The sequence below is a fragment of the Microbispora sp. CA-102843 genome (genome assembly GCF_050936215.1).
Classification (GTDB): domain Bacteria; phylum Actinomycetota; class Actinomycetes; order Streptosporangiales; family Streptosporangiaceae; genus Microbispora.
Genome location: NZ_JBNJNF010000001.1, coordinates 3,368,630 through 3,390,337 on the forward strand (window position 1 = coordinate 3,368,630; position 21,708 = coordinate 3,390,337).

13 protein-coding genes and 3 rRNA genes are annotated in these 21,708 nt (G+C 67.9%); 14 read left to right on the forward strand and 2 right to left on the reverse strand.

Annotated elements, in window-relative coordinates:
* Positions 1 to 85: 85 nt before the first annotated feature.
* Entirely contained in the window at positions 86 to 1,741 is a 1,656-nt protein-coding gene (locus tag ACQEVJ_RS15865; protein WP_433101586.1) for a class I adenylate-forming enzyme family protein, read from the reverse strand.
* A 192-nt stretch (positions 1,742 to 1,933) separates the two neighbouring features.
* Between ACQEVJ_RS15865 and argC the strand changes: the two genes are divergently transcribed.
* The 14 genes from argC (at position 1,934) to ACQEVJ_RS15935 (ending at position 20,643) form a co-directional block, all read left to right on the forward strand.
* On the forward strand, positions 1,934 to 2,956 hold the full coding sequence (argC, locus tag ACQEVJ_RS15870) for an N-acetyl-gamma-glutamyl-phosphate reductase (protein WP_433101588.1): 1,023 nt from the start codon (positions 1,934 to 1,936) through the stop codon (positions 2,954 to 2,956).
* A gap of 28 nt (positions 2,957 to 2,984) precedes the next feature.
* Entirely contained in the window at positions 2,985 to 4,139 is a 1,155-nt protein-coding gene (gene argJ / locus ACQEVJ_RS15875; protein ID WP_433101590.1) for a bifunctional glutamate N-acetyltransferase/amino-acid acetyltransferase ArgJ, read from the forward strand.
* Positions 4,136 to 5,116, forward strand: a complete 981-nt coding sequence (gene argB, locus ACQEVJ_RS15880) for an acetylglutamate kinase (RefSeq protein ID WP_433101592.1) — start codon at positions 4,136 to 4,138, stop codon at positions 5,114 to 5,116. The genes argJ and argB overlap by 4 nt, the downstream gene beginning before the upstream one ends.
* 41 nt (positions 5,117 to 5,157) lie before the next feature.
* Entirely contained in the window at positions 5,158 to 6,303 is a 1,146-nt protein-coding gene (locus ACQEVJ_RS15885; RefSeq protein WP_433112760.1) for an acetylornithine transaminase, read from the forward strand.
* A 46-nt stretch (positions 6,304 to 6,349) separates the two neighbouring features.
* Entirely contained in the window at positions 6,350 to 7,342 is a 993-nt protein-coding gene (gene argF / locus ACQEVJ_RS15890; protein WP_433112763.1) for an ornithine carbamoyltransferase, read from the forward strand.
* A complete protein-coding gene (locus ACQEVJ_RS15895) occupies positions 7,339 to 7,923 on the forward strand; it encodes an arginine repressor (protein WP_433101594.1) in 585 nt (194 codons plus the stop codon). The genes argF and ACQEVJ_RS15895 overlap by 4 nt, the downstream gene beginning before the upstream one ends.
* Entirely contained in the window at positions 7,920 to 8,099 is a 180-nt protein-coding gene (locus tag ACQEVJ_RS15900; RefSeq protein WP_433101596.1) for a hypothetical protein, read from the forward strand. Before ACQEVJ_RS15895 ends, ACQEVJ_RS15900 begins: the two co-directional genes overlap by 4 nt.
* A gap of 233 nt (positions 8,100 to 8,332) precedes the next feature.
* The gene (gene argH / locus ACQEVJ_RS15905) at positions 8,333 to 9,745 is read left to right on the forward strand and encodes an argininosuccinate lyase (RefSeq protein ID WP_433112766.1); all 1,413 of its coding nucleotides are present in this window, start codon (positions 8,333 to 8,335) and stop codon (positions 9,743 to 9,745) included.
* Positions 9,727 to 10,410 (forward strand): DNA-3-methyladenine glycosylase, encoded by a 684-nt coding sequence (locus ACQEVJ_RS15910; RefSeq protein WP_433101598.1) that lies wholly within the window; start codon positions 9,727 to 9,729, stop codon positions 10,408 to 10,410. The genes argH and ACQEVJ_RS15910 overlap by 19 nt, the downstream gene beginning before the upstream one ends.
* A 131-nt stretch (positions 10,411 to 10,541) precedes the next feature.
* Positions 10,542 to 11,807 carry a tyrosine--tRNA ligase gene (gene tyrS / locus ACQEVJ_RS15915; RefSeq protein WP_433112769.1) on the forward strand — a complete coding sequence of 422 codons (1,266 nt, stop codon included), beginning with the start codon at positions 10,542 to 10,544 and terminating at the stop codon, positions 11,805 to 11,807.
* A gap of 658 nt (positions 11,808 to 12,465) precedes the next feature.
* Positions 12,466 to 13,986 (forward strand): 16S ribosomal RNA (locus ACQEVJ_RS15920).
* A gap of 421 nt (positions 13,987 to 14,407) precedes the next feature.
* Positions 14,408 to 17,512, forward strand: a 23S ribosomal RNA gene (locus ACQEVJ_RS15925).
* A 71-nt stretch (positions 17,513 to 17,583) separates the two neighbouring features.
* Positions 17,584 to 17,700: ribosomal RNA gene (rrf, locus tag ACQEVJ_RS15930) — 5S ribosomal RNA — on the forward strand.
* Together the 16S, 23S and 5S rRNA genes form the textbook arrangement of a ribosomal RNA operon.
* 357 nt (positions 17,701 to 18,057) lie before the next feature.
* Positions 18,058 to 20,643 carry a hypothetical protein gene (locus ACQEVJ_RS15935; protein WP_433101600.1) on the forward strand — a complete coding sequence of 862 codons (2,586 nt, stop codon included), beginning with the start codon at positions 18,058 to 18,060 and terminating at the stop codon, positions 20,641 to 20,643.
* 104 nt (positions 20,644 to 20,747) lie between these two features.
* Here the strand turns inward: ACQEVJ_RS15935 and ACQEVJ_RS15940 are convergent, their stop codons facing one another.
* Positions 20,748 to 21,674 carry an MBL fold metallo-hydrolase gene (locus tag ACQEVJ_RS15940; RefSeq protein ID WP_433101602.1) on the reverse strand — a complete coding sequence of 309 codons (927 nt, stop codon included), beginning with the start codon at positions 21,672 to 21,674 and terminating at the stop codon, positions 20,748 to 20,750.
* Positions 21,675 to 21,708: the final 34 nt, after the last annotated feature.

Below are 21,708 nucleotides of genomic sequence, written 5' to 3' on the forward strand. Positions count from 1 at the left end.
TCCACTCCTTCAGGGATGTCTTCCGTGACGACACGTGAACGGTGTCACGGAGCCCCGAAGAGAGGCGATTACGCGGGAGGTAACCCTAAAGGCCCAGGGTCTCCTTGCGCAGGTGGGTCTTGAGGACCTTGCCGCCGGGGTTGCGCGGCAGTTCGGCCTCCCTGAACCAGAACCGCACCGGCACCTTGAACGCCGCGATGCGGCCGCGCAGGAACTCCTGAAGCTCCTCGCCGGTGGCGCCGGCGCCCTGCTTGAGCCGTACGACCGCGCCGACCTGCTCGCCCAGCTCGTCGTCCGGGATGCCGATCACGGCCGCGTCGTCCACCGCGGGGTGCTCGAACAGGGCGGCCTCGACCTCGGCGCAGTAGACGTTCTCGCCGCCTCTGATGACCATGTCCTTGGCGCGGTCGACGATGTAGACGTAGCCGTCCTCGTCGATGCGGGCCAGGTCGCCCGTGTGCAGCCAGCCGTCCACGAACGTCTCCGCCGTGGCCTCCGGGCGGTTCCAGTAGCCCATGATCACGATCGGCCCGCGCATGCACAGCTCGCCGACCTCGCCGGGCGGCAGCTCCGCGCCGAGCGGATCGCAGACCTTGACGTCCACGACGGCGAGCGGCAGCCCGATGCTGTCGGGCTTGGCCAGGTAGTCCCTGCCGCTGTTGTAGATCGCGAGCGCGGTCGTCTCGGTCATCCCGTACCCGTTGGCGGGCGTGCGGTTGGGGAGCGTCTCGGTGATCCGCTCCAGCAGCTTCGGGGGGGCAGGGGCGCCGCCGTACGAGATGGAGCCGAGCGAGGAGATGTCGTGCTTGTCCAGGTCGGGGTGCGACAGCAGCTGCCAGGCGTTGGTCGGCACGCCGCTCATCACGGTGACCTGCTCGCGCTCGATGAGCTCCAGGGCCCGCTTGGGGTCCCACCTGTACATCAGCACGAGCCCGCCGCCGCTGAACATCGTGGTCATCAGTACGGCGAAGCACCCGGTGACGTGGAAGAGGGGCACGGTCAGCAGGGTGATCCTGCGCTTTTCCGCCGCCGCGGCCACGTCCTTGCCGGCCATCGCCACCGAGCGCATCATCGCGTACGCGACGGTCATCGGCGCCTGGCCGAGGTTGCGATGGCTGCCCTGGGCGCCCTTGGACCTGCCGGTGGTGCCGGAGGTGTAGAAGATGGTGGCAGGGTCGTCGGGGCCGAGCTCGACCTGCGGCAGCGTCACGTCGGGCCGGACCTCGCCGAGGACCTCGGCCCAGTTGGCCCCCTCGCCGCGGGTGACGATCATCGGCAGGCCGCTGCCGGCCATCCGGGCGGCGCGCTCGCCGTCGGCGATCACGACCTTGGCGCCCGAGTCGCTCAGGCCGTATTCCAGCTCCTGCTCGGTCCACCAGGCGTTGAGCGGCACGGCCACCGCCCCGGCGGCGAGCACGGCGGAGAAGGAGACGATCCACTCGGGGTAGTTGCGCATCGCCACGGCGACGCGGTCGCCCTTGCGCACGCCGTAGTCGTCCACCAGGCGGTTGGCGAGCGTCGCGGCCAGCCGGAAGTGCTCCTCGTAGGTGATGCGCTCGTCCTCGTAGACGATGAACACCTTGTCGCCGTGGAACCGGGTGATCTCCAGGAGGGCCCGGAAGGTCGCCGGAGCGTGCTTCCACGCCCGGATCTTGTGACCGCCGACCTCGACCTCTTCCATCTCGAAGAGCTGCCCGGGCGCCGTGAGCTGGGCCTGGACCTGTTCGTTCGTGATCGTCATGCTGGCGCACTCCCGGATTCGTTCGTTAACCGGAGGTTTCACGATACCGACCGGTAGGTACGTCGGCTAGATGTCCATACCTCGGAACGCTGCTTGCATGCTCATGCTTTGCGATGCATACTCTCTACACCAGCAAGAACATGAGGTCTGTTGCATGATCATGCAGGGATCGCGAAGAATCGGGGGGCGCGGATGAGGGCGGCGATCGCCGGAGCCAGCGGCTACGCGGGAGGAGAGCTGCTCCGCCTGCTGCTCGGACACCCCGCCGTCGAGATCGGCGCGCTGACCGCCGCGTCGAGCGCGGGCACCAGGCTCGGCGCCCACCAACCCCACCTGCCGTCGCTGGCCGACCGGGTGATCGAGCAGACCACCCCCGACGTGCTCGCCGGTCACGACGTCGTCTTCCTCGCCCTCCCGCACGGCCAGTCGGCCGCGGTCGCCGCCGAACTCGGCGACGGCACGCTCGTCGTCGACTGCGGCGCCGACTTCCGGCTGACCAGCGCGCAGGAGTGGACAGCATTCTACGGCGGCGTCCACGCCGGCACGTGGCCCTACGGCCTGCCCGAGCTGCCCGGTCAGCGCGAGGTCCTGCGCGGCGCCCGGCGCATCGCCGTCCCGGGCTGCTACCCGACGGCGGCGACGCTGGCGTTGTTCCCCGCCTTCGCGGCCGGGCTGGCCGAGCCCGACGTCGTGGTCGTCGCCGCCAGCGGCACCTCCGGAGCGGGCCGGGCGCCCAAGGCCCACCTGCTCGGCAGCGAGGTCATGGGCTCGGTCAGCGCGTACGGCGTGGGCGGGGTGCACCGGCACACCCCGGAGATGGAGCAGAACCTGTCGGCGGTCGCCGGACGGCCGGTCCGGGTGTCGTTCACGCCGACCCTCGCGCCGATGAGCCGCGGCATCCTCGCCACCTGCACGGCTCCCGCCGTCTCCGGCGTCACGCCCGCCGCGGTCCGGGAGGCGTACGAGACGGCGGTGAAGGACGAGCCGTTCCTCCACCTGCTGCCCGAGGGGGTCTGGCCGGCGACCGCGATGACGGTCGGGGCCAATACCGCGGTCCTGCAGGTCACCCTCGACGAGCGAGCCGGGCGGATCGTCGCCGTCGTCGCCATCGACAACCTCACCAAGGGCACCGCCGGCGGCGCGATCCAGAGCGTCAACCTCGCTCTCGGCCTTCCGGAAGAAGTCGGCCTTCCCACCAATGGAGTCGCCCCGTGATCAAGATCGTCCCCTGTGAGGAGCGCGCATGAGCGTGACCGCACCGCTGGGCTTCCGCGCCGCAGGAGTCGCCGCCGGGATCAAGAGCGGCGGCGCCCGCGACCTGGCCCTGGTCGTCAACGACGGCCCCTCGCGTGCCGCGGCCGGCGTCTTCACCCGCAACCGCTTCAAGGCCGCGCCCGTCCTGTGGTCGGCTGAGGTCCTCAACGGCGGCCGGGTCAGGGCCGTCGTCCTCAACTCCGGCGGCGCCAACGCCTGCACAGGCCCGCTGGGCTTCCAGGACACCCATGCCACCGCCGAGAAGGTGGCGGAGGTCCTGGACGACTCCGCGGCCGAGATCGCGGTCTGCTCCACCGGCCTGATCGGCGAGCGGCTGCCGATGGACGCGCTGCTCGGCGGCGTGGGGACCGCGGCCGCCCAGCTCAGCCGCGATGGCGGCCTCGCGGCGGCCGACGCCATCCGGACCACCGACACCGTCAGCAAGATCTCTTTCCGCCGCGGCGATAACGGCTACATGGTGGGCGGCATGGCCAAGGGCGCCGGGATGCTCGCACCCGCGCTCGCCACGATGCTGTGCGTGCTGACCACCGACGCCGACCTCACATCCGAGGAACTCGACACGGTGCTGCGCAGGGCGACCTCCGCGACGTTCGACCGGCTCGACACCGACGGCTGCATGTCGACCAACGACACCGTGCTGCTGCTCGCGAGCGGCGCGTCGGGCGTGCGCCCCGACCTCGCCGAGTTCGAGAAGGTCGTCACCGCCGTCTGTGCGGACCTGGCCCGGCAGCTTCTGGTCGACGCCGAGGGCGCCTCGAAGGCGATCGCCATCGAGGTCGTCGGCGCGGCGTCGGAGGAGGACGCGGTGACGGTGGGCCGGGCGGTCGCCCGCTCGAACCTGCTCAAGTGCGCGATCCACGGCGAGGACCCCAACTGGGGCCGGGTGGTCAGCGCGGTCGGCACCACCGACGCCGTGTTCGACGCCGAACGGGTCAACGTGGCGGTCAACGGCATCTGGATCTGCCGCGGCGGCGCGGCGGGGGACGACCGCGCCAAGGTCGACCTGCGGCCCCGCGACGTGACCATCACCATCGACCTGTCCGCCGGCCCGCACACCGCGACCGTGCACACCACCGACCTCACGGCGGCGTACGTGCACGAGAACTCGGCGTACGCGTCATGAACGTCAGGCGGAACGGCGCCCTGGACAAGGCGCACACCCTGATCGAGGCGCTGCCCTGGCTGGCGCGCTTCCACGGCGCGACCGTCGTCATCAAGTACGGCGGCAACGCGATGACGGAGGAGCACCTGCGGGCCAAGTTCGCGGCCGACGTGGTGTTCCTGCGCTACGCGGGGCTGCGGCCGGTGATCGTGCACGGCGGCGGCCCGCAGATCCAGTCGCACCTCGACCTGCTCGGGATCGACAGTCACTTCGTGTCCGGGCTGCGGGTGACCACGCCCGAGGCGATGCAGGTCGTCCGGATGGTCCTGGTCGGTCAGGTCAACCGCGACGTGGTCGGACTGATCAACGGGCACGGGCCGTTCGCGGTCGGGATGTCCGGCGAGGACGCTCACCTGTTCACCGCCGAGCGCAAGCACGTGGTCGTGGACGGCGTCAAGGTGGACATCGGCCAGGTCGGGGAGATCGTCCGGGTCGAGGCCGGAGCCGTGCGGGCCCTGCTGGACGACGGCCGCATCCCGGTGGTGTCGTCCGTGGCCCGCGGCGAGGACGGCGGGATCTACAACGTCAACGCCGACACCGCCGCGGCCGCTCTCGCCGTGGCGCTCCAGGCGTCGAAGCTGATCGTCCTCACCGACGTCGAGGGGCTGTACGCCGACTGGCAACCTCCTGTCGAAGGCGGGGAATCAGGCTCGGGTGAGGAAGTCGTCAGCCGGATCAGTGCGTCCGAACTCGCCGCGTTGCTGCCGTCGCTGTCCAGTGGCATGGTGCCGAAGATGGGGGCATGCCTGGCCGCCGTGCGTGGTGGCGTCCCACAGGCCCACGTGCTCGATGGGCGGGTGCCGCACGCGCTGCTGCTGGAGGTCTTCACCGACGAGGGCATCGGGACGATGGTCGAGCCCGACGACGCCGTCCCGGCGGTGCGGGACGGGATCGGGGCGACGGCGGACGGTGCCGCGAACGGGGAGGTTGCCAGGTGACCATCAACGACGCACTGCGCGGACGCTTCGAGGCGGCGTTCATGCACAACTACGGGGTGCCGCCCGTCGCCCTCGCTCGCGGTGAGGGCTGCGCCGTCTGGGACGTGGACGGGCGCCGCTACCTCGACCTCATCGGCGGCATCGCGGTGACCTCGCTCGGGCACAACCACCCGGCCCTGGTCGAGGCGGTGTCCCGGCAGGTGGCCACCCTCGCCCACAGCTCGAACCTGTACCTGCACGAGCCCGAGGTGCTGCTCGCCGAGAAGCTGCTCGCCCTGCTCGGGGAGCCCGCGCGGATCTTCCTCGCCAACTCCGGCACGGAGGCCAACGAGGCGGCAGTCAAGATCGCCATCAAATACGGCAGGACCCACGGCCGCGGCTACATGGTGGCAATGGAGAACGGCTTCCACGGCCGCACGCTCGGCGCGCTGTCACTGACGGGCAAGCCCTCGATCCGCGACCAGTTCGGGCCGTTCCCGCTCGACGTCAGGTTCGTCCCGTACGGCGACGCGGACGCGCTCAAGAACGCGGTGACCGAGGACTGCGCCGCGGTCTTCCTGGAGCCCACCCAGGGCGAGGCGGGTGTCATACCGCCGCCCGGCGGCTATTTCCGCACCGCCAGGGAGATCTGCTCCTCGGCGGGGGCGCTGCTCGTGGCAGACGAGATCCAGTCGGCCATCGGCCGCACCGGGCACTGGTTCGCCCACCAGGCGGAGGGGGTCGTCCCCGACGTCCTGACGCTGGCCAAGGGCCTCGGCGGAGGACTGCCGATCGGCGCCTGCATCGGCTTCGGCGAGGCCGGCGAGGTGTTCGCCAAGGGCGACCACGGCTCGACCTTCGGCGGCAACCCGGTCTCGTGCGCGGCGGCGCTCGCCGTGCTGGACACGATCGAGCGCGACGGACTGCTCGGCAACGTCGTGAAGGTGGGGGCGCTGCTGTCCGAGGGCATCGCCGCCGTGCGGCATCCGTTGCTCAAGGGGGTCAGGGGTCGCGGGCTCTGGCTGGCCGCCGTGCTCACGGCGCCGAAGTCGGCGCAGGTGCAGGCGGCGGCTCAGGAGGCCGGGTTCCTCGTCAACGCCCTTCAACCCGATGCGGTACGGCTCGCGCCGCCGCTTGTGATCACCGAGTCCGACGTGCAGACCTTCCTCGACGCGCTGCCCGGCATCCTGGAGGCCGCAGATGCCTGAGAACGACCACGTGAACCCCGCCGCCGACCCGCGCCGGGGCGGTCATATGGGGCGGGTGAGGCAGGGCGCGGACCCGGCGCGGGTGAGGCAGGGCGCGGACCCGGCGCGGGTGAGACACTTCCTGCGCGACGACGACCTGTCGCCGGAGGAGCAGGCGCAGGTGCTCGACCTCGCCGAGGCGATGAAGAAGGACCGGTTCGGCTACCGGCCTTTCGAGGGCCCCCGCACGGTCGCCGTGCTCTTCGACAAGCCCTCCACCCGCACCCGGGTCTCCTTCACCGTCGGTGTCGCGGAGCTGGGCGGCCAGCCGCTGCTCATGGACCGCGGCACGTCGCAGATGGGACGCGGCGAGCCGATCGAGGACACCGCGCGGGTGCTGTCCCGGCAGGTCGCGGCGATCGTGTGGCGGACGGCGGGCCAGGAGCGCATCGAGGCGATGGCGGCCCACTCGTCGGTGCCGGTGGTGAACGCGCTGACCGACGAGTTCCACCCCTGCCAGATCCTCGCCGACCTGCAGACGATCCGGGAGCACAAGGGCTCGCCTCGGGGCCTCACGCTCGCCTACCTCGGCGACGGCGCCAACAACATGGCCCACTCCTACCTGCTGGGCGGGGCCACGGCCGGCATGCACGTCCGGATCGGGGCGCCGGTGGGCTACCTGCCCGACGCCCTGGTCATGGAGCGGGCGGCCGAGATCGCGGCGGCCACGGGCGGATCGGTCACGGCGGTGAGCGATCCGGAGGCCGCGGTGGCCGGGGCGCATGTCGTCGCGACCGACACCTGGGTGTCCATGGGCCAGGACGGCAAGGACGAGCGGGTCGCGGCCTTCGCCTCCTACCAGGTGACCACGGCTCTGCTCGGCCTGGCGGACTCGGACGCGATCGTGCTCCACTGCCTCCCGGCGTACCGGGGGCTGGAGATCGCCGCGGACGTCATCGACGGGCCGCACAGCGTGGTGTGGGACCAGGCGGAGAACCGGCTGCACGCCCAGAAGGCGCTGCTGCACTGGCTGGCGACGCGGGGTGCGGAGGGGTCGTGACCATCCCGCTGACCAAGGCGGCCCGGCACGCACGCATCGTGGAGCTGCTGACCAGGCACAAGGTCCGCTCGCAGCCCGAGCTGGCCAAGCTCCTGGCGGAGCAGGGAGTGGAGGTCACCCAGGCCACGCTCTCCCGCGATCTCGACGAGCTGGGCGCGCTGAAGCTGCGGGCCGACGACGGCACGCTGGTCTACGCGCTGCCCGGCGAGGGCGGGGGACGGATACCGCTCTACCGGACCGGTGCCGCGAACGGCTTGCAGGAGAACCCCGACGCGCGGCTGCGGAGAATCGCGGAGGAGCTCCTGGTGTCGGCCGAGGCGTCGGCCAACCTGGTGATCCTGCGGACGCCGCCGGGAGCGGCACAGTTCCTCGCCTCGGCGATCGACCACGCGGGCTGGGAGTCCATCCTCGGCACGGTGGCCGGCGACGACACGATCCTTGTCATCAGCCGTGACCCGACCGGGGGGCAGGCGCTGGCGGAGACCCTGCTCAACCTGGCCACCCGCCGCCCGCCCGACGTGACCAGGCACAAGCTCGCCGTGGAGGTCCGTGACCACGGCAGCGAGAAGCAGGAACCATGACGGACAGGGTCCGCTCGCGGGCGGACTCGGCATGGCGGCGGCCATCCCCTTCCTCGCCGGGACGGCCGGCGCGGAGGGCGTCGGAGAAGGGCCTGCCGATCGACGTCGGCAGGAGATCGCCGTACTCGACGGACCACCACGAAATCCCGGCCGCGCGGGACGCCGGCCAGGCCTGATTCACTCGGTGTACGCCCCGGTTCCGGTGCAGGGACCGGGGCGTACGTCGGCTAAGGTCGCGGATTAGTCCCGCGAAAGGATCCGCGTGAAGGATCCGCGTCAGGTTCATCCGAGAAAACCGGAGAAGGCGCAAGGATCCACGTACGACGGCCCCGGGCGGGAACGGCGCGCGGTCATTTTTTGGCAGGGACTCGAACATCGGAGGGAGAAGACGGTGGCGGACAACAAGCCGATGCGGCTCTGGGGTGGCAGGTTCGAGGGGGGACCCGCGGACGCCCTCACGCGCCTGTCGGTGAGCGTGCAGTTCGACTGGCGGCTCGCGCCGTACGATCTGCTGGCCTCGCGCGCGCACGCGCGCGTGCTGCACCGCGCCGGGCTGCTGACGCAGGAGGAGCTCGACCGCATGCTGAGCGCCCTCGACGACCTCGACCGGGCCTGCCGGGCGGGGGAGTTCCGCCCCACCGTGGCAGACGAGGACGTGCACACGGCGCTGGAGCGCGGCCTGCTCGAACGGCTCGGCTCGCTGGGCGGCAAGCTCCGCGCCGGCCGCAGCCGCAATGACCAGATCGCCACCGACCTGCGACTCTACCTGCGCGACCACGTCCGCATGATCGTCTCCCGGCTCGTCGAGCTGGAGACGGCGCTGATCAGCCAGGCCGAGGAGAACGCCGAGGTCGCCGCGCCCGGCATGACACACCTGCAGCACGCCCAGCCCGTGTCGTTCGGCCACCAGCTTCTCGCCCACGTCCACGCGATCACCAGGGACGTGGACCGCCTCCGGGACTGGGACAGGCGCGCGGCTGTCTCGCCGCTCGGCTCGGGCGCGCTGGCCGGCTCCTCCCTGCCGCTCGACCCCGCCGCCGTCGCCGCCGAACTCGGGTTCGACGCACCCGCGCCGAACTCGATGGACGCCGTCGCCGACCGCGACTTCGCGGCCGAGTTCCTGTTCTGCGCGGCGCTGATCGGTGTGCACATCTCCCGGCTCGGCGAGGAGATCGTGCTGTGGGCCTCGCAGGAGTTCCGGTGGATCGAGGTGGACGACGCCTACTCCACCGGCTCGTCGATCATGCCGCAGAAGAAGAACCCCGACGTCGCAGAGCTGGCCAGGGGCAAGAGCGGTCGCCTGATCGGTTCGCTCATGTCGCTGCTGACGACCCTCAAGGGCCTGCCGCTCACCTACAACCGCGACCTGCAGGAGGACAAGGAGCCGGTGTTCGACGCGGTCGACACCCTGCTCCTGGTGCTCCCCGCCGTGTCGGGCATGGTCTCCACGATGCGCGTGAACAAGGCCAAGCTGGAGGCCAGTGCGCCCGACGGCTTCGCCCTGGCCACCGACCTCGCCGAACTGCTGGTCCGCCGCGGGGTGCCGTTCCGTGAGGCGCACGAGGCCGTCGGCCACCTGGTGGTGTGGTGCCAGGTGAACGACAAGGACCTCGGCGAGCTCACCGACGACGAGCTGGCCAAGGTCTCGCCGCACTTCGCCGTCGACGCCACCGGTGCGAGCGTCCGTGACGTGCTGAACGTGCATGGCGCGCTGGCCGCCCGCAGCGCCTTCGGCGGCACCGCCCCCGACCGGGTCCGCGACCAGATCGCGAACCTCCGGGAGGTCGTCGACGGTCAGGCGGCATGGGCGAACGAGAACTGATCGAGGAGGTCGCGGGCGCCTCGCTCGGCCGCGACTTCTTCGACCGCCCTTCTGACGTGGTCGCCCCCGACCTGCTCGGCCGCGTGGTCGTGCACGGGTCGGTGGCGGTGCGTCTGAGCGAGGTCGAGGCGTACGGCGGGCCGGGGCAGGACCCGGCCTCCCACACCTACCGGGGGCGCACTCCGCGCAACTCGGTCATGTTCGGGCCGCCGGGGCACCTCTACGTCTACTTCACGTATGGCATGCACTACTGCGCCAATCTCGTGTGCATGCCCGCGGGCACCGGCTCGGCCGTCCTGTTACGCGCCGGCGAGGTGATCGCGGGTGTGCACACCGCGCGCGTCCGGCGCATGCCGCACGCCAACGGCCCGGACCTGGAGGGACTGGTGCGGCGCGTCCCGGATCGCGACCTCGCGCGTGGACCGGCCCGGCTCACGGTGGCACTCGGCCTGGTCCGGGAGCACAACGGGACGGACTGCTGCTCCGGCGGCCCGATCCAGGTGCACGAGGGCCGGCCCGTGCCACCGGGCCAGGTCAGGACAGGTCCTCGCACCGGCGTGTCGGCGGGAGCCGAGACGCCCTGGAGGTTCTGGATCGACGGCGACCCCACCGTCTCGCCGTACCGCGCTCACGTTCCCCGGCACCGGGGCCGCGCCACGAGCTGACGCGCAGGTATGAAGTGGCGATAAGGTTTCGTGATCAGGCAGGCTTGTACGGAAGCCCGTACATCCACCATCAATAAGCGAAAGCCACGACCGTGACCGCAACTTCAGGCAACCTCGTGCCGACGTCGGAGATGGCTGACATCCTCGACGAGCTCGAGTGGCGCGACGTGATCGCGCAGACGACCGACATCGACGCGCTGCGCAAGGCGCTGGCCGACGGTCCGATCACCGTGTATGCGGGCTTCGACCCGACCGCGCCCTCGCTGCACATGGGCAACCTGGCCACGCTGCTGATCCTGACCCGCTTCCAGCGGGCGGGTCACCGGCCCATCGGTCTGGTCGGAGGCGCCACCGGTTTGATCGGTGACCCGAGTGGCCGCAGCACCGAGCGGGCGCTGAACTCCAGCGACATCGTCGCCGAATGGGTGTCACGAATTCGGGTGCAGGTCGAGAAGTTCCTGTCCTTCGACGAGGGACCGACAGCGGCCACGCTGGTCAGCAACCTCGACTGGACCGCGAACCTGTCGACGATCGACTTCCTCCGGGATGTTGGCAAGCACTTCCCCGTCAACCGCATGCTGGCAAGGGAGTCGGTCTCCGCCCGGCTGGCCGGTGAAGGACTCAGCTACACCGAGTTCAGCTACCAGATCCTTCAGGCCAACGACTACCTGGAGCTGTACCGGCGGCACGGATGCACGCTGCAGCTCGGTGGCAGCGACCAGTGGGGCAACATCACCGCGGGTGTCGATCTGATCCGCCGGGTTGAGGGCGGCCACGTCCACGCGCTCACCGGCAAGCTGATCACCAAGGCCGACGGGACGAAGTTCGGCAAGACGGCAGGCGGGGCGGTCTGGCTCGATCCCGCGCTGACCTCGCCGTACGCGTTCTACCAGTTCTGGCTGAACGCCGACGACCGCGATGTTGTGCGGTTCCTGAAGGTCTTCACCTTCCGGACACGGGAGGAGATCGAGGAGCTGGAGAAGGCCGTGGCTGAGCGGCCGGCGGCCCGCGAGGCACAGCGCGCCCTGGCCGAGGACCTGACCACTCTGGTCCACGGCTCCGACGAGCTGGCCCGGGTGATCGCCGCTTCGCGCGCGCTGTTCGGCCAGGGATCGCTCACGGACCTTGATGCCCGGACCCTCGAATCCGCGCTGGCCGAGGTGCCCAAGGCGACCGTGCCGTCCCTCGGCGCTTCGTACATCGACCTACTCGCCGAGAGCGGTCTGGTCGAGTCGAAGTCGGCGGCGCGCCGCGCCGTCAAGGAGGGCGGGGCCTACCTCAACAACGTGAAGATCACGGATGAGAACTACGTGCCCTCGGCGGACGACCTGCTGCACGGCCGATTCCTCGTACTGCGCAGGGGCAAGAAGACGGTCGGCGGCATCGAGGTCGCCTGACCTTTCCCGCAGAGCAGCCGCCTCGGTCTCGGACCGGGGCGGCTGTTTCATGGTCAAGAGTTGTTGTGACGTAGGTAACAATCGTATGGCGTCGAGGGCGGCCGGCGCCGGAAGTTCCCGTCTGACCTAGGGTTTCGGCCATCTCGGCGTGATTTGACGGTCGGGTCCCGGTTGCCTAATGTTTTCTTCGCCCCCGGGAGAGCGGGACGCCGACAGGCGGCCGGACCCGACGGGCAAGCCACTCTGACAACCACCCAGACGAGGCGTCCGCGTCGAGTCCGGGTCGTTCGTGGCGCGGCCAGACCGAAAGGTTTGACGCGAGGCGGGCGAGGGTTTAGTATGGAGTGGTTGCCCCGAAAGGGGTGGTCACTCTAACAAGAGCATCGGCCGAGATCGCATGGCCCTCCAGGTCTGCGGTACGGCGATCGTCGTAGAGTCGGCCGAACGGAAGTCATCGCCCTGGATCTCGGGACTCCCTGGTGGGTTTCGGGTGATGGTGGTCGCGTCCGTTTCTTGAGAACTCAACAGTGTGCTAAAAGCCAGTGCATGAATCATGCATGACCCCGTCGACCGGTGGTTTCATCGGTGACGGATTCCTTTGACGGCATCCTTTCCTTAGCCGGGGGGTGCCGGCCAGAGAGATTTCTTCTTCAAGCATTGTTTGGAGAGTTTGATCCTGGCTCAGGACGAACGCTGGCGGCGTGCTTAACACATGCAAGTCGAGCGGAAAGGCCCTTCGGGGTACTCGAGCGGCGAACGGGTGAGTAACACGTGAGTAACCTGCCCCTGACTCTGGGATAAGCCTGGGAAACTGGGTCTAATACCGGATATGACACACGGTCGCATGGTCTGTGTGTGGAAAGTTTTTTCGGTTGGGGATGGGCTCGCGGCCTATCAGCTTGTTGGTGGGGTGATGGCCTACCAAGGCGACGACGGGTAGCCGGCCTGAGAGGGCGACCGGCCACACTGGGACTGAGACACGGCCCAGACTCCTACGGGAGGCAGCAGTGGGGAATATTGCGCAATGGGCGGAAGCCTGACGCAGCGACGCCGCGTGGGGGATGACGGCCTTCGGGTTGTAAACCTCTTTCAGCAGGGACGAAGTTGACGTGTACCTGTAGAAGAAGCGCCGGCTAACTACGTGCCAGCAGCCGCGGTAATACGTAGGGCGCGAGCGTTGTCCGGAATTATTGGGCGTAAAGAGCTCGTAGGTGGCTTGTCGCGTCTGCCGTGAAAGCCCGTGGCTTAACTACGGGTCTGCGGTGGATACGGGCAGGCTAGAGGCTGGTAGGGGCAAGCGGAATTCCTGGTGTAGCGGTGAAATGCGCAGATATCAGGAGGAACACCGGTGGCGAAGGCGGCTTGCTGGGCCAGTTCTGACGCTGAGGAGCGAAAGCGTGGGGAGCGAACAGGATTAGATACCCTGGTAGTCCACGCTGTAAACGTTGGGCGCTAGGTGTGGGGGTCTTCCACGATTCCTGTGCCGTAGCTAACGCATTAAGCGCCCCGCCTGGGGAGTACGGCCGCAAGGCTAAAACTCAAAGGAATTGACGGGGGCCCGCACAAGCGGCGGAGCATGTTGCTTAATTCGACGCAACGCGAAGAACCTTACCAAGGTTTGACATACACCGGAAACACTCAGAGATGGGTGCCTCCTTTGGACTGGTGTACAGGTGGTGCATGGCTGTCGTCAGCTCGTGTCGTGAGATGTTGGGTTAAGTCCCGCAACGAGCGCAACCCTTGTTCCATGTTGCCAGCACGCCCTTTGGGGTGGTGGGGACTCATGGGAGACTGCCGGGGTCAACTCGGAGGAAGGTGGGGATGACGTCAAGTCATCATGCCCCTTATGTCTTGGGCTGCAAACATGCTACAATGGCCGGTACAGAGGGTTGCGATACCGTGAGGTGGAGCGAATCCCTAAAAGCCGGTCTCAGTTCGGATTGGGGTCTGCAACTCGACCCCATGAAGTCGGAGTCGCTAGTAATCGCAGATCAGCAACGCTGCGGTGAATACGTTCCCGGGCCTTGTACACACCGCCCGTCACGTCACGAAAGTCGGCAACACCCGAAGCCCGTGGCCCAACCACTTGTGGGGGGAGCGGTCGAAGGTGGGGCTGGCGATTGGGACGAAGTCGTAACAAGGTAGCCGTACCGGAAGGTGCGGCTGGATCACCTCCTTTCTAAGGAGCATCTGGCCGGCTCGTTGGTGCTGTCACGCGGATGTCCGTGTGGTGGTGTCGAGTCCGGTCCATGCCGGGTTCAGGGGCGAACGTTCCCTGCCTGGTGCGCTCATTAGTGGAGCACTGGTTATTCAGCCGGTCGTGGTTGCCGGGTCTGCTAGTACCGCCGCACGTGTGCGGAGTGGGAACGTGGGTTCCGGGGGTTGTCGACTGGTTGGGCACACTGTTGGGTCCTGAGGGAACGGACCGTTGCCCGTCGCTGTGCGGCGGGCGGTTTGTTTCTTCCAGGGCTGGTCTCCTGCCATACCGGCCGGGGCTGCTGCTCTCCTTTGTGGGGGTGGGGTTCGGGTGTTTGGTGGTGGGGTGGGCTGGTTGTCTGGTTGTTGTTTGTGAATTGCATAGTGGACGCGAGCATCTTTGTGGCCAAGTTATTTAGGGCACACGGTGGATGCCTTGGCATCAGGAGCCGATGAAGGACGTGGGAGGCTGCGTTAAGCCTCGGGGAGTCGCCAACCAGACGTTGATCCGGGGATGTCCGAATGGGGAAACCTAGCACCAGTCATGTGGTGTTGCCTCCGCCTGAATGTATAGGGCGGTTGGTGGTAACGCGGGGAAGTGAAACATCTCAGTACCCGTAGGAGAAGAAAACAATTTAGTGATTCCGTGAGTAGTGGTGAGCGAAAGCGGAGGAGGCTAAACCGTGCGCGTGTGATAGCCGGCGGGCGTTGCGTGTGCGGGGTTGTGGGACCTTCCGGGGGAGACCGCCGTCTCTTCAGGCAGTGAGAAATCGGTGGGGTAGTCGAACGCTCTGGGAAGGGCGGCCGTAGACCGTGATAGCCGGGTAGGCGAAACTTTGCCGACTGTTGGGAGTGTTCCCGAGTAGCACGGGGCTCGAGAAATCCTGTGTGAATCTGCCAGGACCACCTGGTAAGCCTAAATACTTCCTGATGACCGATAGTGAACGAGTACCGTGAGGGAAAGGTGAAAAGCGCCCCGGTGAGGGGTCGTGAAATAGTACCTGAAACCGTGTGCCTACAAGCCGTAGGAGCGTAGTCGTCTTCGGGCGGCTGTGATGTGACTGCGTGCCTTTTGAAGAATGAGCCTGCGAGTTATGGTGTGTGGCGAGGTTAACCCGTGTGGGGGAGCCGTAGCGAAAGCGAGTCTGAATAGGGCGTTTGAGTCGCATGCTGTAGACCCGAAGCGGAGTGATCTACGCATGGGCAGGTTGAAGCGTGGGTAAGACTGCGTGGAGGACCGAACCCACCAGGGTTGAAAACCTGGGGGATGACCTGTGTGTAGGGGTGAAAGGCCAATCAAACTCCGTGATAGCTGGTTCTCCCCGAAATGCATTTAGGTGCAGCGTTGCGTGTTGCTTGCCGGAGGTAGGGCTCTGGATGGCTGATGGGCCCGACAAGGTTACTGACGTCAGCCAAACTTCGAATGCCGGTAAGTTGAGCGTGGCAGTGAGACTGCGGGGGATAAGCTCCGTGGTCGAGAGGGAAACAGCCCAGATCACCGACTAAGGCCCCTAAGCGTGTGCTAAGTGGGAAAGGATGTGGAGTCGCAGTGACAACCAGGAGGTTGGCTTAGAAGCAGCCACCCTTGAAAGAGTGCGTAATAGCTCACTGGTCAAGTGATTCTGCGCCGACAATGTAGCGGGGCTCAAGTACACCGCCGAAGTCGTGGCACCGCCGGCATTTGCTGGTGGTGGGTAGGGGAGCGTCGTGCGAGCCGGTGAAGCCGCCGAGTGATCGTGTGGTGGAGGTCGTGCGAGTGAGAATGCAGGCATGAGTAGCGAGTCAGAAGTGAGAATCTTCTGCGCCGAATGACCAAGGGTTCCTGGGGCAGGTTCGTCCGCCCAGGGTAAGTCGGGACCTAAGGCGAGGCCGACAGGCGTAGTCGATGGACAACGGGTTGATATTCCCGTACCCGCTGTGATGCGCCCATATCGAATCCAGTGATACTAAGGGTCCTTAAGTCCTTCGAGCCTTCGGGTTTGGGGTGAGGCTGAACGCCTGGCCTGATCTGGTAGTAGGTAAACGATGGGGTGACGCAGGAAGGTAGCCCAGCCCGGGCGGTGGTTGTCCCGGGGTAAGCATGTAGGGCGAGAGATAGGCAAATCCGTCTCTCATGTGCCTGAGGTGTGATGCCGAGCCGATTGTGGCGAAGTGGGTGATCCTATGCTGCCGAGAAAAGCCTCTAGTGAGTGTCGCGGCGGCCCGTACCCGAAACCGACTCAGGTGGTCAGGTAGAGAATACCAAGGCGGTCGGGTGAACTGTGGTTAAGGAACTCGGCAAATTGCCCCCGTAACTTCGGGAGAAGGGGGACCTTTACTGGTGATCGGACTTGCTCCGTGAGCTGGTGGGGGTCGCAGTGGCCAGGGGGAAGCGACTGTTTACTAAAAACACAGGTCCGTGCGAAGTCGTAAGACGATGTATACGGACTGACGCCTGCCCGGTGCCGGAACGTTAAGGGGACCGCTTAGCACTCTTCGGGGTGCGAAGGTGAGAACTTAAGCGCCGGTAAACGGCGGTGGTAACTATAACCATCCTAAGGTAGCGAAATTCCTTGTCGGGTAAGTTCCGACCTGCACGAATGGCGTAACGACTTCCCCGCTGTCTCAACCACAGGCCCGGTGAAATTGCAGTACGAGTAAAGATGCTCGTTTCGCGCAGCAGGACGGAAAGACCCCGGGACCTTCACTACAGCTTGACATTGGCGTTTGGAGCGTCTTGTGTAGGATAGGTGGGAGACTGGGAAGCTCTGACGCTAGTCAGGGTGGAGTCATTGGTGAAATACCACTCTGGTCGTTTTGGACGTCTAACCCGCGCCCGTGAATCCGGGTGGGGGACAGTGTCTGGTGGGTAGTTTAACTGGGGCGGTTGCCTCCTAAAAGGTAACGGAGGCGCCCAAAGGTTCCCTCAGCCTGGTTGGCAATCAGGTGTCGAGTGTAAGTGCACAAGGGAGCTTGACTGTGAGACTGACGGGTCGAGCAGGAGCGAAAGCTGGGACTAGTGATCCGGCATCGGCGTGTGGAAGCGGTGTCGCTCAACGGCTAAAAGGTACCCCGGGGATAACAGGCTGATCTTCCCCAAGAGTCCATATCGACGGGATGGTTTGGCACCTCGATGTCGGCTCGTCGCATCCTGGGGCTGGAGTAGGTCCCAAGGGTTGGGCTGTTCGCCCATTAAAGCGGTACGCGAGCTGGGTTTAGAACGTCGCGAGACAGTTCGGTCCCTATCCGCTGCGCGCGCAGGAGACTTGCGAGGGGCTGTCCCTAGTACGAGAGGACCGGGACGGACGAACCTCTGGTGTGCCAGTTGTTCCGCCAGGAGCACGGCTGGTTGGCTACGTTCGGTAGGGATAACCGCTGAAAGCATCTAAGCGGGAAGCTCGCCTCAAGATGAGGTCTCCCACCACGAGAGTGGGTAAGGCCCCCTAGAGATGATGGGGTTGATAGGCCGGAAGTGGAAGCGTAGTAATGCGTGGAGCTGACCGGTACTAATAGGCCGAGGACTTGACCATAATATGCTCGCGTCCACTATGTGATCTCAGAGACAGCAACCATTGCTTGGTGGTTGTGTGTTTCATGGGGTTACGGCGGTCATAGCGGCAGGGAAACACCCGGTTACATTCCGAACCCGGAAGTTAAGCCTGTCAGCGCCGATGGTACTGCACCGGGGACGGTGTGGGAGAGTAGGACACCGCCGGACAATCTTTTATGTGGGAGGGCCATCCCGTTTGGGATGGCCCTTTTGCATTTATGAGGCCATGTCTTCGCCACGCCGAAGTCCGCGCCGGCGGGAACGAAAGCTCCTGCCGAGGCCCGGGCGGTGGTGACGGCGCGCTAGGCTGGCAGAGCCGGGCCACCCACCACAGGTGGCCTTCGTCGCATCGGACGAGAAGCGAAGGCTGCGGCGGACGCGATCTCAGCGGACCTGCGGCGAAAACAACATGTCTTCCCTGGAACTCATCGGGCATGGGGCGGATCCCCAATAGTCAGGACAGCGGGAAGACAGAGCCCTGCGGCCGGCGAACCGGACGCGGTGAGCAAGCAACAGAGGACAGAAGTGAACAGAGAAGACGGGCGCGACGGCGCGGGCCGTGGCGGAGACAACCGCGAAGAGAGCAGAAACCGGCCTGAGCGCGCCGGAGGATTCCGCGGTAACGGAGGAAGCGGCGGCTTCGGCGGCCGCTATGGAGAGCGGCGAGAAGGCTCCCGGAACGACCGCGGCGACCGCGGCGAGCGCCCGTTCCAGTCCGACAGGCGCGGCTACGGCGACCAGGGCGGACCGTCCGGGGGACGGTTCGGTTCGCGTGATCGTGACGACAGGACGACCGGCTCCTACGGGGATCGCGACAGGCGCGGTGGCTACCGTGACCGGGATGACCGCGGTCGCCGTCCCTTCGGCAGCGGAGATCGCGCGGGTGGCCGTACCGACGATCGCGGCGGATACCGCGACCGCGACGGGGGGCGGAGCTTCGAGCGCGACGGGGGGCGGAGCTTCGAGCGCGGTGGTGACCGGCCGCGTGGGGCCGGCGGCGGCTTCGAGGGACGCAGGGAAGCCGGAGGCTCTGAAGGACGCAAGGAGCGCGTCTATCAGGACCGGGACGCCTTCCGTACCGACCGGCCGCGCCGCTCGTACGGGGACCGCGACGACTTCCGAGGCGGCCAGGGCTCCCGGGATCGCGACGAACGGGGCGGACGCCCGTCCCGCTCGGACGACCGCGGGAGCCGGCCGTACGGGGAGCGCCGCACGGATCGGCGGGAAGGCGGCGGGTACGGAGACCGCCCGCAGCGCCAGGGTGGTGGTTTCGGCGGGCGCTACGGCTTCCGCGAGCGTGACGGCCGTGAGGGCCGTGACGGCCGTGAGGGCCGTGACGGCCGTGAGGGCCGGGAGAGCAGGGAAGGCCGCTCTTTCACGCCTCGGTATGAGCGCGGCGATCGTGACGGGTTCGGCAGCCGCCCGCCGCGACGTACGGACCAGGAGCGCGGTTACGGCCGCGACGACAGGGGCGGAAGCGGAAACGAGCGCCCGGACCGTCCCCGGCGTCCGTACGGCGATCGAGGTGGCGACCGGGGCACCGATCGAGCCTTCAGGGGCGAGGAGCGGCCGCGGCGTTCGTTCGGCGACCGCGACGGCAGGGGTGGCGAGGACAGGCCCAGGCGCCCCTACGGGGACCGGCAGGACACGGGGGGCGACCGCTACCGCGACCGGGACTCGTTCCGCGACAGGCCGCGCCGTACATCGGGAGACAGGCCCGGAGGGTCCTTCCGTGATCGCGACGACCGACGTCCGGGCCGCGACCGCGAGGAGGGGGCTCGGACGTTCCGTGGGCGTGAGCCGGGCTCCGGCGACCGGCCACCGCGCCAGTTCGGCGGCGATCGCGATGCCCGGCCGTTCGGCAGGGACCGTGAGGGGTCCAGGCCGTTCAGCGGAGACCGCGGCGCGGCGCGTCCCTTCAGCCGCGACGAGCGGGGCGGCAGCCGGTCCCGCTACGGCAGGCCGGACGAGCCGAGCAGGCCGAGGACGCGGGAGGAGATTCCTCCGCTGGACCCGGACATCACGCCGGACGAGCTGGACCGGGAGGCGCGTGCGGAGCTTCGCTCGTTGCCGAACGACCTGGCGGACCTCGTGGCCGGTCATCTCGTGGCGGCCGCCCGTGCGTTGAGTGCGGAGGAGCCGGAGAAGGCCTACGAGCACGCCAAGGTGGCCCGCCGCTTCGCGGGCAGGATCGGCGTGGTCCGCGAGGCGACCGGAATCGCCGCCTACCACGCGGGCCAGTACGCCGAGGCGCTGGGCGACCTTCGCGCGGCGCGACGGATCACCGGCTCGGACGAGTATCTGCCGATCATGGCGGACTGCGAGCGGGGGCTCGGGCGGCCCGAGCGGGCGCTCGACCTGGTCCGGTCGCGTGAGGCCGAACGGCTGGACCGCGCGGGCAAGATCGAATTGGCCATCGTGGAGTCCGGGGCCCGTCGCGACCTCGGCCAGCACGACGCGGCCGTGATCACGCTGCAGCGTGTTCCGGAGCTGCGCGACCCTCAGCCGAAGCCGTGGTCGGCACGCCTCGCCTTCGCGTACGCGGACGCTCTGGCCGACGCGGGCCACGAGGAGGCGGCGACCGACTGGTTCGCCCGTGCCATGGCGTTCGACGAGGACGGCGAGACCGATGCGGCCGAACGCTACGCCGAGCTGACCGGCGGACTCATCGAGGACCTGGAGGAGGACTACGACGAGTCCGGTGACCTCCTGGACGACCTCGCCGACGACGAAGAGGAGATCGGCGACGAGGGCAACCGGGAGGCGGCCAAGGACGAGGAGGCCGAGGCGGACCTCCCCGGCAGCCCCGGGGACGACGACCTCTCCGACGAGGACGATCCGGCCGCGGATCCGGCGGACGGCGACTCCGCGGGCGACGATGTGGCCGCGGCGTCCTCGGCCGGCGAGGTGTCCGCACCGGGCGTACCCACGGCACCGGAGGCGACGCCGGCACCGGCCGGAGAGGAGACGCGCGACGCCGATGAGGTGGCCGGGCGGCCCTCCGACAAGGAGAGCGCGCCGTCCTTCGGCCCCGCGTTCATCGAGCCGGACTTCGGCGACGTGCTCGACGACCCCGAGGGCGCCGAGGATCAGGTGAAGCGCCAGCCCTGATGTTGCGTACGGGCGCCGCCTCGGCGGCGCCCGTTTGCTTTTGCCCGGGGAGAAGGCCGCGCCCCCTGAGATCGCACCTCCACGTGTGGTTCAGGGGTCCGGAGTCAGCGCGGGGTGCGGTCCAGCCAGTGCATGATCCCCGCGACGTTCGAGGGTGCGCCGCTCAGCAGCTCGAACTGCTCGGCGGTGGCCTCGTCGGCGCGCAGCGCGGCGTACCGCTCCCGCGTCCGATCGCGCACCATGGCGACGGCGTGATCGAGGTCGAGTCCCTCGGCCCTGGCCCGTCTGGTGAGGTCTACCCAGATGCGGAGCTCCTCGGCCGACCGTTCGAGGGTCGAGGGCACGTCCCCCACCGGTCCGTAGTGGCTGAACAGCAGCCGCTGCGGCTTCAGTGCCGTGAACAGCGCGATCGAGCCGAGGGCGACGTCGAGGTCGAAGTCCGGCGGCGGAGTGGCGGGCCGCAGGTCTCCGGTCTCGGGCAGATACACGCCGGCGGCGTCGCCCACGTACAGGTCACCGGTGAGCGAGTCCAGCAGGCCCACGTGGTGTTTGGCGTGGCCGGGAGAGTAGTGGCTCGCCAGGGTGCGGCCGTTGCCCAGGTCGATCGTCCCGGTGTCGCCCAGTGCCCTGATACGGGCCGCGTCGGTGGGCGCCAGAGTGCCGAACAGTACGTCGAGCTTGTCGCCCCAGACCATCTTGGCGCTCGCCATGAGCCGGGAGGGATCGGCGAGATGGCGGGCGCCCTTCTCGTGGACGACGATCTCCGCGGACGGATAGTAGTTCGCGATGTCCCCCACGCCGCCGGCGTGATCCAGGTGGATGTGGGTGACCACGACGGTCGCGAGATCGTCCGGTCCCACCCCGAGGGAGGACAGGGCATCCCTGACCACGGGAGCCGAGGTCGAGGTGCCCGTCTCGACGAGGCAGGGGCGGTCGCCGAGGATCAGATAGCCCGCGGTGATGCCGGAATAGCCCGCCATTCGCGTGTCGATCTCGTAGACGTCGCCGCCGAGTGGAGTCACGTTGTCCACAGCCCACTCCTGAAACTAGAACCGGTATTCACAG

Coding starts and splice junctions, on each gene's coding strand:
- ACQEVJ_RS15865 (WP_433101586.1), bottom strand. CDS start 1,741: ATGACGATCACGAACGAACAGGTCCAGGCCCAGCTCACGGCGCCCGGG.
- argC (WP_433101588.1), top strand. CDS start 1,934: ATGAGGGCGGCGATCGCCGGAGCCAGCGGCTACGCGGGAGGAGAGCTG.
- argJ (WP_433101590.1), top strand. CDS start 2,985: ATGAGCGTGACCGCACCGCTGGGCTTCCGCGCCGCAGGAGTCGCCGCC.
- argB (WP_433101592.1), top strand. CDS start 4,136: ATGAACGTCAGGCGGAACGGCGCCCTGGACAAGGCGCACACCCTGATC.
- ACQEVJ_RS15885 (WP_433112760.1), top strand. CDS start 5,158: ATGCACAACTACGGGGTGCCGCCCGTCGCCCTCGCTCGCGGTGAGGGC.
- argF (WP_433112763.1), top strand. CDS start 6,350: ATGGGGCGGGTGAGGCAGGGCGCGGACCCGGCGCGGGTGAGGCAGGGC.
- ACQEVJ_RS15900 (WP_433101596.1), top strand. CDS start 7,920: ATGACGGACAGGGTCCGCTCGCGGGCGGACTCGGCATGGCGGCGGCCA.
- argH (WP_433112766.1), top strand. CDS start 8,333: ATGCGGCTCTGGGGTGGCAGGTTCGAGGGGGGACCCGCGGACGCCCTC.
- ACQEVJ_RS15910 (WP_433101598.1), top strand. CDS start 9,727: ATGGGCGAACGAGAACTGATCGAGGAGGTCGCGGGCGCCTCGCTCGGC.
- tyrS (WP_433112769.1), top strand. CDS start 10,542: ATGGCTGACATCCTCGACGAGCTCGAGTGGCGCGACGTGATCGCGCAG.